The organism is Streptomyces sp. NPDC059373 (genome assembly GCF_042751495.1).
Classification (GTDB): Bacteria; Actinomycetota; Actinomycetes; order Streptomycetales; family Streptomycetaceae; genus Actinacidiphila.
Genome location: NZ_JBHYXC010000023.1, coordinates 79,424 through 92,404 on the forward strand (window position 1 = coordinate 79,424; position 12,981 = coordinate 92,404).

Sequence of the window (12,981 nt, forward strand, 5' to 3'; positions counted from 1 at the left end):
CCTCCTGCTGTGGGTTGTGGCGGCTGTCGCGGGGTTCCTCAGTAGCGGTTGGCCACGAACAGGTCCTGCGCGGGGAATTTGGTCAGCACCGCGGCTCCGTCGGAGGTGACGACGACTTCCTCCTCGATGCGCGCCGCGGAGAAGCCGTCGGACGCCGGGCAGTAGGTCTCCAGGGCGAAGACCATGCCCTCCTGGATCTCGACGGGGCTCTCCAGGCTGTTGAGCCGGCTGATGATGGGCCGCTCGTGCAGGCCGAGGCCGAGGCCGTGGCCGAACTGGAGGCCGAAGGCGGCCATTTCGTTGGCGAAGCCGAACTCGGTGGCGGCCGGCCACACCTGCGCGACCTGGTCGGTCCCGATCCCCGGCTTGACGATGGCGATGGCGGCGTCCATCCACTCGCGGGCCTTGGTGTACGCGTCACGCTGCGAACCTGTGGAGCTGCCCACCGCGAAGGTGCGGTAGTAGCAGGTGCGGTAGCCGTTGTAGGACTGGATGATGTCGAAGAACGCCTGATCACCGGGGCGGATGATCCGGTCGGAGAAGTTGTGCGGGTGCGGGTTGCACCGCTCGCCGGACACCGCGTTGATCGCCTCGACCTGGTCCGAACCCATCTCGTACAGGCGCTTGTTGGCCAGCGCGACGATCTCGTTCTCGCGCACGCCGGGCTTGAGTGCCTCGACGATGTCCTGGTAGACGCCGTCGACCATGGCGGCCGCCATGGACAGCAGGGCGATCTCGTCGGGCGACTTGATCTGGCGGGCGTCGAGCATCAACTGCTGGGCGTCGACGACCTTCAGGCCCTGCCGCTGCATCTCGAACAGGAAGGGCGGCTCGACGATGTCCACGCCGACGGGCAGGTCGGCGAGGCCCGCGTCCACGAGCATGCCCTTGATCTCGGTGACCGCCGAGCGCATCAGGCCGGCGTCCGGTGAGATGGCGCCCCGCATACCGAGCATGCCCGCGCGGGAGTTCTCCGGCCGCAGCCAGGGGGCGTAGATCTGGTGGTGGCGCGCGGCGGAGCCGAAGTCCCACAGCACCGGCTCCTCGCCACGGGCCAGGAGGGCGTAACGGGTCATCTTGTCCCCGAGAGCCCCGCCGATCCAGGTCTGCGTGGTGTAGCGGATGTTGTAGAAGTCGAACAGCAGGAAGGCCCCGCACTCGCTGGACTCGAGCGCCGCCCGGGCGCGGTCCAGCCGGTAGGCACGAAGCCGTTCGTAGTCCACGCGCTGCTCGTAGTCCACCGCACTGTGTCCGTAGGCGGGGATCGGCCGCGTTGTCTGGGGAGTCGTGGCAGTCATGGGGGAAACGTCCTTAGTCGCTGCGAGGCTGCGGGAGGGTCAGGCCTGCGGGGGCAGACCGTCGTCCACGGGCACGTTCTCGGCTTCCAGCGTGATGCCGGAGCTCCTGGCCTGCTCGAGGAGCAAGGTGGCGAAGTCCTCGTCGACGTACCCCGCGCCGATGACACCGGCGACGAGCTGAGCGGTGGCGGCGGCGAGCGGCATCGGGACCTCCAGCTCGCGGGCCGCGGACAGCCCCAGGTCGAAGTCCTTGCGCAGCAGGGGAGGGGTGAACGTCGGCTTGAAGTCCAGGTTGACCAGCGCGGGCGTCTTGTAGCGGGTGAAGACCGAGCCCATCACGGAGTCGTTGAGGAACTCCAGGAAGGCGGCACGGCTGACACCGCCCTTCTCCGCGAGGATGGTGATCTCGGCGAGGGACTGGGTGACGACGCCGAGGAAGACGTTGTGCGCGATCTTGACGAGGCGGGCGACCTCGTCCTCGCCGACGTAGGTCACGCCGCGTCCCAGCAGCGCCAGCAGCGGCTCGACCTGGTCGAACACCTCGCGGGAGCCGGACACCGCGACCGTCAGCTTGCCCGCGGCGATCACCTTCGGGTTTCCGCTCACGGGGGCGGCCAGGAAGTCGGTCCCGCGCTTGGCGGCTTCGTTCCGGATCAGTGCGGACACCTGGGTGGAGACCGTGGAGCTGTCGACGACTACCTTCGGCGCGGCATCGGGCGAGGTCAGCACGCCGCCGGGGCCCGTGGTGACCGCCTCGAGGTCGGCCGAGGCGGAGACCATGATGAAGACGACGTCCCGGTCGGCCAGATCCACCGGCCGGTCGACGATCGTCGCTCCCCGTTCGGCCAGCGGTTCGGCCTTGGCGCGGGTCCGGTTGTAGACGGCGACGTCGTGCCCCGCGTCCAGCAGTCGGGCGGCCAGTTGGAAGCCCATGCGGCCGGCGCCGATCCAGCCGATACGCGGGTGGTCCTGGGCGGCGTACGTCATTTCTCTACCTCACTCCTGGAAGACGGCTCGGGTGACGTCCTCTGCATCCGATTGCATAGTCGTCACCCCTGCTGAGGGCGGTGAATGGTGAGATCAAGGGTCCTGAGCTGGTGAGACGGAGCCTCGGGCTTGATCGATCCCACGTTCGTCCGCATAGTCTTCGGTGATTGTTGCAATCGATTGCATCCATGCTTGCTCCGTACTCGCGAAGCTGTCAAGCCCTCTGGCGATCGTCCTCGCGATCGCTCGGTCGGCGCGGCTCTGCAATCGGTTGTTTCCGGGGGGAGAGTTTCCCTAGACTGCCCAGGTGAGCAAACGCCCGACCATGTCCGATGTCGCAGCACTCGCCGGAGTGCACAAGGCCACGGCCTCCCGCGCCCTCAACCCGAGCACCAGCGGTCTGGTGAACGCCGCGACAGCCCGTCGGGTGAGGACGGCCGCCGAGCAGCTGGGGTTCACCCCCAACTCGGCAGCGCGCAGTCTGCGAACGAACCGCTCCTTCACCATCGGCGTCCTGCTGCCGGACCTCACGAATCCGCTGTTTCCCCCCGTCGCTCGCGGCATCGAGGAAGTCCTCAACGCCCGCGGCTACACCGCGCTGCTGGCGAACACCGACAACGACGAGGCCAAGGAACGCACCCAGTTCGAGGCTCTGCGGGGACGGCAGGTCGACGGTTTCATCGTCGCCACCGCGCAGCGCGAGCACCCTTTGTTGCTCGAGGCCTATGAATCGGGCGTCCCGATCGTCCTCGTCAACCGCTGCACCGACCGAAAGCTGTTCCCCTGGGTCGCCGGCGACGACGCCACCGGGATGGCGCTTGCCGTCGAGCACCTGCTCGGTCTCGGACACCGCTCCATCGCCCACGTCGCGGGCCCGCAGAGCATGTCCACCGGCGTCACCCGCGTGCGAGCCTTCCGCCACGCGGTCGAAACCGCGGGGATCGGTCCCGAGCAGGCACCGGTCCTGGTCAGCGAGAGCTACACCGCGCCCGCGGGCGAACGCGCCACCCACGAACTGCTCGAAAGACACCCCGACACGACGGCCATCTGCGCCGGCAACGATCTGATCGCCCTCGGAGCACTGCACGCTCTGAAGGCCAGGGGCCTGCGGTGCCCGCAGGACATCTCCCTCGTCGGCTTCAACGACATGCAGTTCGCCGACGAATTCCAGCCGCCGCTGACCACCGTGCGCGTGCCGCACCTCGACCTGGGTGCGGAGGCGGCCCGCCTCCTCCTCGAGTGCCTGGACAACTACGAGGAGAAGGGTCAGCCCGCTCCCATGTCGAAGACCGTCCTCCTACCGGTGCGTCTGGTCGTCCGCGCCTCCACCGCCGCGCCGCCGCCTCCTCACGGCACGTAGCGCACCTCACACGACCAGCCGGAGTGGCTGCTCCAGAGCGCCCACCAGAGCCTCCATCCACTGCGCCGCCAGAGCGCCGTCGATGGCACGGTGATCGACGGAGAGCACCAGCGTCATCTGTGTCGCGACCTGGACGGTGCCGTCGACGACGACCGGTCCCGGCCGTCCGGCGCCCACCGCGAGGATGGCGGAGTGGGGCGGGTTGATGATCGCCGAGAACTCGTCGACGCCGTACATCCCCAGGTTGGTGACCGTGAGGGAGCCGCCCTCCAGGTCGCCCTGTTGCAGGGTGCCTTCGTTGGCCTTCTGTACGTACTGCCTGACCTCACGCGCGATCGCGCTGGGAGACGTCCGCTCGACCGCGCGCAGGACCGGCGTGACCAGTCCGCGCTCCGAGGCGATGGCCACCGCGACGTCCACCGAGTCGAACTGCCGCATGCCCTCGTCGGTCCAGATCACGTTGGCGTCGGGTACCGCCTGGTGGGCGACCGCGACCGCCGCGATGACCAGGTCGTTGACCGAGATCTTCTGGGGGGACACCTCGTTGAGCTGCTTGCGGAGGGCGAGCAGATCATCGATACGGGCCGTCCGCTTGAGGTAGAAGTGCGGGACGGTCTGCTTGCTGGCGGTCAGCCGGGCGGCCACGGCACGCCGCAGCCGGGTGTGGGGGATGTCGCGGTAGCCGGAGGTCCGCGGCTGCGGGCCAGCCGTCCGTACGGGCTCGGCAGGAACGGGTGCGGGTGACGGCACGGCAGGCGCTGACACGGGCTCTGCGGGCACCGGCTCGGCGGCCGTCGCCGCCGACGCACGGGCTTCCTCGACGGCCCGTTCCACGTCCCGGCGCACGATGCGGCCGTTCGGACCGGTAGCGCGGACCTGGTCGGTCGTCAGGCCCGCCTCCTTGAGAATCCTGCGCGCCAGAGGGCTGATGAAGACCCGGGAGTTCTCCGACTCCGTGGTGACCGGGGGAGCCGTGGTCACCTGGGCGACGGGCGATGCCTCGGGCGGCGTCGCCGGCGTCGGCTCGCGGTCGGTCGGGCCGCGGTCGGCCGGGCCGGCGGAGACACCGAGTTCCGCCAGGAGCTGTTCGACGTCCGCCCCGATCTCCGACTCGTCACCGAGGAGGGCGATGGGGGCACCGACCTCGACCGTGGAGCCGTTGGGGACGAGCGCGCGGAGGATCACCGCGTCCGACTCGGCCGCCACTTCGACCAGGGCCTTGTCGGTTTCCAGGACCACGATCGGGTCCTCGGTCCTGTACGGGGTGTTCTCCTTCACCAACCACTCGGACAGGACGGCTTCCGTCGCTCCGGCGGCGACTTCCGGCAGGCGAAGCAGCGTTGCCATGGTCTACTCCTAGCTCTGGGTCCGTGAGGTCAGTTCGAGGCGATGTCGCGCAGGGCGCTGACGACTTCTTCGGTACGGGCGATCGCCGCCCGCTCCAGGACCTTGCTGATGCTGGGCGATGCCTCACCGCCGGTGACCCGCTCGATCGGGGCGTCGAGCCAGTCGAAGAGGCGGCGCTGGATCTCGTCGGCGAGCCAGCCGCCGTAGGACGTACCCCGCGCGCCCTGTTCGACGATGAGCACCCGGTTGGTCTTCTTGACGCTCGCCTCGATGGTGTCCCAGTCGAGGCTGGCCCGGTCGAGCCACCGCAGATCGATGAGGTCGGCCTGGAGCTGAGGCACCTGGTCGAGCGCTTCCAGGCAGTGGTTGACCATCGACAGGTAGGAGATCACCGTGAGGTCCCCGCCCTCCCGGCGCAGCGCCGCCTTGCCCACGGGGATGCGGTAGTCCAGATCGTCGACCGGCCCCGTCCCTGTGGTCTGGTAGAGATCGACGTGCTCCAGGACGACCACCGGGTCGTCGCAGGCGAGCGCGGTGTTCATGAGACCCACGTAGTCGAAGGGGTTCGACGGGGCGATCACCCGCAGCCCGGCCGCCGTGGTCAGGATGCCGGCCGGATCCATCGTGTGCTGGGACCCGTAGCCGGTACCGGCGGCGAGCTTGGAGCGCAGGACGAACGGCACGGCGCCGTCGCCGCCGAACATGTGCCGGGCCTTGGCGACCTGGTTGAACAGCTGGTCGGCCGCGACCCACATGAAGTCGGCGTACATGAACTCGACCACCGGGCGGAACCGGCCGTCGATGGCCATGCCGCCGCCCAGGCCAGTGAAGGCGTTCTCGCTGATGGGCGTGCCCAGCACCCGGTCGGGGAACAGCTCCAGCGCCCGCTTCGTGGCGCCGTTGGTTCCGCCCTTGAGCCGGTTGACGTCCTCGCCGAGCACGATGATCCGCTCGTCGGCCTCCATCCGGTGTCCGATCACGTCGCTCACGACGTCGATGAACCGGCGGTCCTCCAGCTTCCCGGAGAAGGTGTCGGCCTCTTCGTACCGGCTGCCGTCGAGTTCGCTCAGATCTCCGCGGACACCCGCGTCGACGAAGGTGCTGTCCGGCCAGGCCGCGGGCTTGATGCGCCGCTGGCCGGGCTTACCGCCCGGCGCCGGTTCCAGGAGCGAGTCGCCGATCTCCTGCATCACGGCCGCCACCTGCTTCTGCGCGGCCGTGATCTGCCTCGCGGTGGCGAGCTTGCGGCGGATGATGTTGGCCCGCAGCATCTCCAGGGCGTCGCGGTCGCGCCAGGCCTTCTCCTCGGCCTTGTCCCGGTAACCGAAGGCGCTGCCCGGGTAGGCCCCGTTCTGGTGGAAGTACCGGTACACCTCGGCCTCGATGATGGTCGGGCCGCGGCCGGCGCGCATGTGCTCGAGGGCTTCGTTCATGGCCAGGTTGACGGCGAGGGCGTTCATTCCGTCCACGCGCCAGCTGGGTATGTTGAAACCGGTCCCCCTGGCCGACAGCCTGGGCTCCCCGGTCACCTCGCCGATCGGCGTCGACACGGCGTACAGGTTGTTCTCGATGAAGAAGCAGATGGGCAACCGCCAGGCCGCCGCGAGGTTGAAGGTCTCCAGGACGGAGCCGATGTTCACGGCACCGTCGCCGAAGTAGGTCACGGTGACGGCGTCCGTCCGCGCGTGCAGCTGGTTCCAGGCGAAGCCGGCCGCCTGCGGGACGCCACCGCCGACGATGGCATTGGTGCCCATCGCCCCGGCCTCTTTCCACTGCAGGTGCATCGACCCGCCCCGGCCGCGGCAGAAGCCGTCGGCCAGGCCGCAGATCTCGGCGAGGGTGCGGCGAAGCACCATGCGTACGTTCTCGTCCAGCTCGGGCAGCCCGTCGGACTTGCCGGGCAGGACGTGACCGAACGCCTTGGCGAGGAACTGGTGATGTCCGCGGTGCGTGCCGTTGACGAAGTCGTCGCTGCGCAGCGGCAGCGACGATCCGACCGCGCCGCCCTCCTGCCCGACGCTCGAGTGCGCCGGGCCGTGGATGAGACCGGCACCGGCGAGCTCGAGCACGTACTCCTCGAACGCCCGGATCCACTGGGCCTGGCCCAGCATCCCCAGCAGCAGGGCGGGATCCGCGGCGTCCCAGTCTTCGGCTGAGGCGCTCAGCTCGACCCACGGCGAGCTGGGGGTCAGAGGGTCACGGCTAGGCATGGGCGCTCCCTGGAGAGTGACTGAGTCACCTTGAATGGATCCATTGAGTAAACCATCTCGTCTGAGACGGGCCATTTCCCTTAGACTATGCGCCGTAGGATGCGTGAAGGCAAGCTAAATGGATCCATTTGGAGAATCATGGCAATCCCTGGGCTGACCCGCCTGGACCACATCGGCCTCACCGTGCCCGACCTCGCTCAGGCACGGGAGTTCCTCGTGGACGTGCTCGGGTGCGAGTACATGTACGCTCTGGGCCCCTACCAGGACGACGGTCACTGGATGAGCGAGCACATGGGGGTCGACGACCGAGCCGTGATGCGCCGGCTGCACTTCTTCCGCCTCGGCGGCCAGGCACTCTTCGAGGTCTTCGAGTACGAGGCGCCCGACCAGCGCACGCAGCCGCCCCGGAACAGCGACGTGGGCGGCCACCACATAGCCCTGTACGTCGAGGACCTCGACGCGGCGGTCGAGGACCTGCACCGGCGCGGGCTGCGGGTACTCGGCGAACCGACGACGAGCAAGGGCGCCAGCGAAGGTCAGCGCTGGGTCTACTTCCTGTCACCATGGGGGATGCAGTTCGAGCTCGTGTCGTACCCCAACGGCAAGGCCTTCGACCGAAACCCGCAGGCCTTCGCCTGAGCAGGAAGAATGACAGGAGTGAGACACGTGTCCGACGGGAACGGCACTCTGCGGGCCGCTGTCGCCAGCCAGCGGATCGCCGACCAACTGCGTGAGCGCATCCTGTCGGGCCGCCTGGCCCCGGGCACGCGGATCATCCAGGACGAACTCGCGGAAGAACTGCGAACCAGCAGACTGCCGGTCCGTGAAGCCCTGCGCATCCTGCAGTCCAAAGGTCTGGTCACCCTCCGCGCCAACCAGGGCGCCTGGGTCACCCAGATGGACATGCGCGAGTGCGAGCTGAGCTACAAGATGCGTGAGCGGCTGGAACCCCTCCTGCTCGCCGAATCAGCCCCGCACCTGACGGACGCGGACATCACCGAACTGGCCGAACTCCAGCAGCACATCGAGCAGACCGACGACGTCGAGCAGTTCCTCGTACTCGACCGGCAGTTGCACTGGGCCACCTACCGGCACCACCGCGCCGACGAACTCGCGAACATCGTCGCCCGGCTGTGGGACACCACCCAGCACTACCGCCGCGCCTTCACCCGGCTCACCGTCGGCCAACGCAAGTGGATCATCAGCGCCGAGCACCACCTGCTGATCGAAGCCCTGCGCGACGGCGACCAACGGTCCGCCGAGCGGATTCTCGAGCTCCACATCCGCCGCACCCGGGTCGAACTCTCCCATCACCCGGAAGTGTTCACCCCGGGGCCCGCGAGCGAGTGAGCCGTACCCGGGAGATGCCCCGGCCTCAGCGCCCCCGCGCCGTCCGGCAGCGGTCGATGATCACACGACTGTCTGGTGTGAAGGGCCAGTGGGCCATGGCGTGCCGCAGTTCCTCCCCGGTCAGCCAGCCGTGCCAGGCAACCTCGCCCGGATCGGGCTCCATCTCAACCGGGATGACGGCCTCATGCATCCCGAGCCAGTGCGGGCTGAGCCCGTCCCGGTTGAGGAACTTCAACAGGAAACGCACCGGAGCCTGAACCCCCAGCTCCTCCGCCAACTCCCGTGCCGCGGCGTCCTGGTAGGACTCGCCGACTTTCACGGCTCCACCGACCGCGACCTCGTAGTGCCCGGGGAAACGTGACAGGTGCTCGGACCGCCGGTGGATGAGGATGCGCCCTCGCCGGTCGCGGCACACCGTTGAGGCGATCCGGTGCAGCCAGGCCTGCCGGATCGCTTCCCCACGCTTCACCACCCCGAGTACCCGGTCCTGTTCATCGACGCGCTCAACCGGTTCGTCCATGATCGGCACTGTCCCAGGGGCCACTGACATCGCCGCTCACGGGGGAGGGAAGCCGCGCGCCTAGAAGGCGGTGAGGGTCAGCCGGACGCCGGTGGGGGCGGTGTCCTGGATGTACGAGGCGAAGTCGGCGACGTCGTCGAAGGCGAAGCCGTACGCCTTGCCGTTGACGGTGGCGGCGTGCACGGCCTTGGAGTAGTGGTTGGTGACGGCGGTGGCGTAGAAGGAGGCCGGGTCCGTGGTGGGCTGGGCGGCGGTGCTCACCAGGGTCGTACGGTTGAAGGCGGCGCCCAGGACGGCGGCGACCGGGCCGGTCGTGCCGTCGTTGGGGGCGGTCAGGGCGCCGTCGCAGAAGAGCATGTCGCGGGTGGAGGGCTTGGCGAAGGAGACGGACGCCGGTCCGGTGAAGCCGAGCGATCCGCCGCTGACCCGGCCGGTGAAGGCGCCGGCGTTGGTGGTGACGGTGAGGTCCTTGCCGGTGTAGGTGTTCCAGGCGTCGTCGATGTACGAGGCGAAGTAGTCCGCGGCGAACAGGCCCGCGTCCAGGCCGTGTCCAGGGGCTATGACGCGCAGATCGTCGACCACGAGCGGCGCGAAGGCGTCGACGGCCTTGACGGCGGAGAAGACCTGCGCCCGTCCGCCGTCGCGCAGGGTGCCGGTGGTCTGGTCTGCGGAGCCGGTGAGGCGGATCGCCAGCGGCACGCTGAACATGTCGACCATCGTGGTGTTGCAGAACATCCCGGACGCGTTGTACGTGAACTCGGCGCAGTCGTGCAGCACGGTGTAGTTGGGGTCGGAGCTGACCCAGCCCGCCGGGTACTGCAGCGCCGGGTTGCCCGCGCCGTCGGCCACCGCCTTGAACTTCAGCTTGTCGCCCAGTGCGACGTATATACGGCCGGACATGTAGGGGATTGACAGCGTTGTCTCGCCGCTGGAAGCCAGCGGGATGGCGTAGTCGGTGAAGCCGTCGGCGCCGTTGTCGGACAGAGCGACGGGCGCCAGGGTGCCGTCCGGGGTGACCCGGACCTGAGTGCCGCCCTGGTTGCCGACGATGTAGAGGTGGACGGAGGAGTTGGCGTACGCCCCCGTGGAGTTGACGAGGGTCAGTGGGAGAGCCCCGGCCGCGTCGGGCGAGGCGATCGCCCCCAGCGCGCGGGGCGCGGCCAGTGCCAGGGCCGGCCCCGCCACCGCGGCACCGGCCAGGGAGGTGAGCATTCGCCTGCGGGAGATCATCGCTGGTCCTCTTACGTCGTCGGGAGAGGGTGGGGGGAGTGGGGGGAGTTGGGGGGAGCCGCTGAGGGGTCAGCCGATCGTCCATTTCTGGTTGGCGCCGCCGGAGCAGGACCAGATCTGCAACTTCGTTCCGTCGGCGGAGGAGTTGCCGGTGGCGTCGAGGCACTTGTCGGCGGCGGTGTTGACCAGGTCGGCGGCGGATGAGTACGCCCACTTCTGGGCGCCGGTGCCGTTGCAGGTGTAGAGCTGGACGACAGCGCCGTCGGCGGTGGAACCGCCGTTGACGTCAAGGCACTTGCCGAGGGCGCGTACGGTCCCGTCGGAGCCCAGCGTCCACTGCTGGGCGGCGGCACCGGTGCAGGTGTGCAGCTGGACCGCTGTCCCGTCGGCGTCCGAGGCGCCGGCGACGTCGGCGCACATGCCGCCGATGCCCTTGATCGCGCCGCTCTTGGTCGTACCGGAGTCCGTGTTCCAGGCGGAGGCGCGGACGTAGTCGACCGTCATGGTCTGGGGGAAGGAGGTCGACGAGTCGGGGTCGCCGGGCCAGCCGCCGCCGACGGCGAGGTTCAGGATCACGAAGAAGGGGTGGTCGAAGACCCACTTGTTGCTCCCGGCATCCGCCGGCGTGCGGGTCTCGTACGCGGTGCCGTCCACGGACCAGGTGATGGCGGTGGGCGACCAGTCGACGGCGAAGGTGTGGAAGTCGTCCGCGAACGCCGCGCCGCCCGGCAGGGTGTAGCCGGCGCCGAGTCCGCCCGAGCCGGAGTAGCCGGGACCGTGGATGGTGCCGTGGACGGTGCCGGGTTCGTTGCCGACGTTCTCCATGACGTCGATCTCACCGTTGTTCGGCCATCCGACGCTGCCGATGTCGTTGCCGAGCATCCAGAAGGCGGGCCACGTCCCCTTGCCCCGGGGGATCTTGATGCGGGCCTCGAAGTGTCCGTACGCCTGGGTGAAGCTCTGTGCGGTGTTGAGCCGGGCGGAGGTGTACTTGCAGGCTCCGTACCAACAGCTCAGGCCGGAGGAGGAGCCGGCCTGACGGGCGGTGATCACCAGGTGCCCGTTGCCGTCGAGGGAGGCGTTGTCGGTGCTGTTGGTGTAGTACTCCAGCTCGTTGTTGCCGTTGCCCGAACCGCCGGTCTCCAGGGTCCACTTCGAGGCGTCCGGCTTGCTGCCGGCGGCCCCGTCGAACTCGTCGGACCAGGTCTGCGCGCCGACTGCGGCGTGGGCGCGCGAGGCGGACGGGCCGGTCAGTGACATGACAACGGCTGATATGAGGCCTACGGACAGGAGAAGGGCAAGACTGCCGAGCTTGAGGGAACGTGCGCGGTGCGCGGCCATGGCCGAACCTCATCGTGGGGGGAGCGGGAGGAACGAGGGGTGAGGAAGTGGGGGCGGGCGGAGGGGGGAGGCGGAGTGAGCTTGATGCTACGCAGGACGATCGCTCGGGCCAATCGCCCGCGGTGTCGCGATCATGGCCCTGGCCAGCGGTTATTTCTGAAGCCCGGTTCCATAAGGACCACTTAATGTCTGCTTAAGCCGACCGCGGGGACCGTTGAGGCGTGTCGCCGCCCCCGTCTTGCTCGGCGCGGGCGGCGACCACGGCGACAGGTCAGGCGGTCACGGGGCCGGCCTGGTCACCGCTGATGAACGGCCCGCAGGAGTCTCCGGGTTCGGCGCACACGCTGGTCCCGGTCATCGCATGCGGGATCGCTGCGGATATTCCTTTGCGCGGGCCAGGAGACGGCGGTCATCATCCCTGGATGGTCGAGACTCTCCATGACGACGGTCGCGCGGGCATCGACGCGGACCTGGTGAAGCGACTGATCGTGTCGCAGTTCCCGCAGTGGGGTCGTCTGCCCGTGAGCCCGGTCGCGGTCGACGGGTGGGACAACCGCACCTACCGCCTCGGTGACGACATGACGGTGCGTCTTCCCACCGCCGAGGGCTACGCCCCCGCGGTCGACAAGGAGAACCGGTGGCTGCCCGTACTGGCCTCCTCCTTGCCGGTGCCTGTCCCTCCGGTGCTGGCAAAGGGGGCGCCGGGGCAGGGATACCCCTTCAGCTGGTCGGTCCGCGGATGGCTCGACGGCGAGACCGCCGGCCCTGACCGCATCGACGACATGTCGCATTTCGCGGTCTCGGTCGCCGAGTTCATCCTCGCCCTGCAGGGCATCGACGCAACCGGCGGGCCGCAGGCGGGCGCACACAGCTTCCACCGGGGCGCGTCCCCGGTGTACTACGACGACGAGACCCGTCGCGCCCTGGCCGTCCTGGACGGCCGCGTCGACGCCCCACGAGCCTCGGCCGTGTGGGACGACGCCCTCGCAGCCACCTGGCAGGGGCCGCCGGTGTGGTTCCACGGGGACATCAGCGGCGGCAACCTCCTGGTCAGGAACGGAAAGCTGGCCGCGGTCATCGACTTCGGGACCTCGGGCGTCGGTGATCCCGCCTGCGATCTGGTCATCGCGTGGACCATGTTCTCGGGCGACAGCCGAGAGGCATTCCGCAGCACCGTCCGCCAGGACCGCGCCATGTGGGCGCGGGCGAGGGGCTGGGCGCTGTGGAAGGCCCTGATCTGCGTGGCCGAGTACATCGACACCGACCCGATGCGAGCCGCCGAGCACCGCCGCGTGATCGACGAGGTCCTGGCGGACCACGACCGTTGCGGCTGACCGT

General features: G+C 69.0%; 11 protein-coding genes. 4 read left to right on the forward strand and 7 right to left on the reverse strand.

The annotated features are described in order from the left end of the window. Positions 1–38: 38 nt before the first annotated feature. Positions 39–1,298: a M24 family metallopeptidase gene (locus ACFXJ5_RS26870; RefSeq protein WP_384636118.1), complete on the reverse strand. Its 1,260-nt coding sequence runs from the start codon at positions 1,296–1,298 to the stop codon at positions 39–41. A gap of 39 nt (positions 1,299–1,337) precedes the next feature. Continuing rightward, entirely contained in the window at positions 1,338–2,285 is a 948-nt protein-coding gene (locus ACFXJ5_RS26875) for an NAD(P)-dependent oxidoreductase (protein WP_384636120.1), read from the reverse strand. Positions 2,286–2,592: 307 nt separating this feature from the next. Here ACFXJ5_RS26875 and ACFXJ5_RS26880 point away from each other — a divergent pair, with 307 nt between their 5' ends. Next, positions 2,593–3,645, forward strand: coding sequence for a LacI family DNA-binding transcriptional regulator (locus tag ACFXJ5_RS26880; protein ID WP_384636123.1), 1,053 nt, complete (start codon positions 2,593–2,595; stop codon positions 3,643–3,645). A gap of 6 nt (positions 3,646–3,651) precedes the next feature. Here the strand turns inward: ACFXJ5_RS26880 and ACFXJ5_RS26885 are convergent, their stop codons facing one another. Together ACFXJ5_RS26885 and ACFXJ5_RS26890 are read right to left on the reverse strand one after the other, a co-directional pair. Next, on the reverse strand, positions 3,652–4,992 hold the full coding sequence (locus ACFXJ5_RS26885; RefSeq protein ID WP_384636126.1) for a dihydrolipoamide acetyltransferase family protein: 1,341 nt from the start codon (positions 4,990–4,992) through the stop codon (positions 3,652–3,654). Positions 4,993–5,021: 29 nt separating this feature from the next. Next, positions 5,022–7,202, reverse strand: coding sequence for a thiamine pyrophosphate-dependent enzyme (locus ACFXJ5_RS26890; protein ID WP_384636129.1), 2,181 nt, complete (start codon positions 7,200–7,202; stop codon positions 5,022–5,024). A 138-nt stretch (positions 7,203–7,340) separates the two neighbouring features. On the opposite strand from ACFXJ5_RS26890, the gene ACFXJ5_RS26895 reads away from it, so the two are divergent. Both ACFXJ5_RS26895 and ACFXJ5_RS26900 read left to right on the forward strand, forming a co-directional pair. Next, positions 7,341–7,841, forward strand: coding sequence for a VOC family protein (locus ACFXJ5_RS26895; RefSeq protein ID WP_384636132.1), 501 nt, complete (start codon positions 7,341–7,343; stop codon positions 7,839–7,841). 27 nt (positions 7,842–7,868) lie between these two features. Then, positions 7,869–8,552, forward strand: coding sequence for a GntR family transcriptional regulator (locus ACFXJ5_RS26900; protein ID WP_384636135.1), 684 nt, complete (start codon positions 7,869–7,871; stop codon positions 8,550–8,552). A gap of 25 nt (positions 8,553–8,577) precedes the next feature. Here the strand turns inward: ACFXJ5_RS26900 and ACFXJ5_RS26905 are convergent, their stop codons facing one another. The 3 genes from ACFXJ5_RS26905 to ACFXJ5_RS26915 all read right to left on the reverse strand — a co-directional run bounded on the left by ACFXJ5_RS26905 (position 8,578) and on the right by ACFXJ5_RS26915 (position 11,643). Then, entirely contained in the window at positions 8,578–9,072 is a 495-nt protein-coding gene (locus ACFXJ5_RS26905) for an NUDIX hydrolase (RefSeq protein WP_384636241.1), read from the reverse strand. 60 nt (positions 9,073–9,132) lie between these two features. Beyond that, complete coding sequence (locus tag ACFXJ5_RS26910; protein ID WP_384636138.1) at positions 9,133–10,302, reverse strand: glycoside hydrolase family 64 protein; 1,170 nt, start codon at positions 10,300–10,302, stop codon at positions 9,133–9,135. 69 nt (positions 10,303–10,371) lie between these two features. After that, entirely contained in the window at positions 10,372–11,643 is a 1,272-nt protein-coding gene (locus tag ACFXJ5_RS26915) for a family 16 glycosylhydrolase (RefSeq protein WP_384636141.1), read from the reverse strand. A gap of 422 nt (positions 11,644–12,065) precedes the next feature. Here ACFXJ5_RS26915 and ACFXJ5_RS26920 point away from each other — a divergent pair, with 422 nt between their 5' ends. Then, positions 12,066–12,977, forward strand: a complete 912-nt coding sequence (locus tag ACFXJ5_RS26920) for an aminoglycoside phosphotransferase family protein (RefSeq protein WP_384636144.1) — start codon at positions 12,066–12,068, stop codon at positions 12,975–12,977. The last annotated feature ends 4 nt before the right edge of the window (positions 12,978–12,981 follow it).

Bases quoted from the DNA above. Each gene is read 5' to 3' on its own strand.
- ACFXJ5_RS26910 (WP_384636138.1), bottom strand. From the start codon at position 10,302: ATGATCTCCCGCAGGCGAATGCTCACCTCCCTGGCCGGTGCCGCGGTG.
- ACFXJ5_RS26920 (WP_384636144.1), top strand. From the start codon at position 12,066: ATGGTCGAGACTCTCCATGACGACGGTCGCGCGGGCATCGACGCGGAC.
- ACFXJ5_RS26905 (WP_384636241.1), bottom strand. From the start codon at position 9,072: ATGGACGAACCGGTTGAGCGCGTCGATGAACAGGACCGGGTACTCGGG.
- ACFXJ5_RS26895 (WP_384636132.1), top strand. From the start codon at position 7,341: ATGGCAATCCCTGGGCTGACCCGCCTGGACCACATCGGCCTCACCGTG.
- ACFXJ5_RS26915 (WP_384636141.1), bottom strand. From the start codon at position 11,643: ATGGCCGCGCACCGCGCACGTTCCCTCAAGCTCGGCAGTCTTGCCCTT.
- ACFXJ5_RS26870 (WP_384636118.1), bottom strand. From the start codon at position 1,298: ATGACTGCCACGACTCCCCAGACAACGCGGCCGATCCCCGCCTACGGA.
- ACFXJ5_RS26885 (WP_384636126.1), bottom strand. From the start codon at position 4,992: ATGGCAACGCTGCTTCGCCTGCCGGAAGTCGCCGCCGGAGCGACGGAA.
- ACFXJ5_RS26875 (WP_384636120.1), bottom strand. From the start codon at position 2,285: ATGACGTACGCCGCCCAGGACCACCCGCGTATCGGCTGGATCGGCGCC.
- ACFXJ5_RS26890 (WP_384636129.1), bottom strand. From the start codon at position 7,202: ATGCCTAGCCGTGACCCTCTGACCCCCAGCTCGCCGTGGGTCGAGCTG.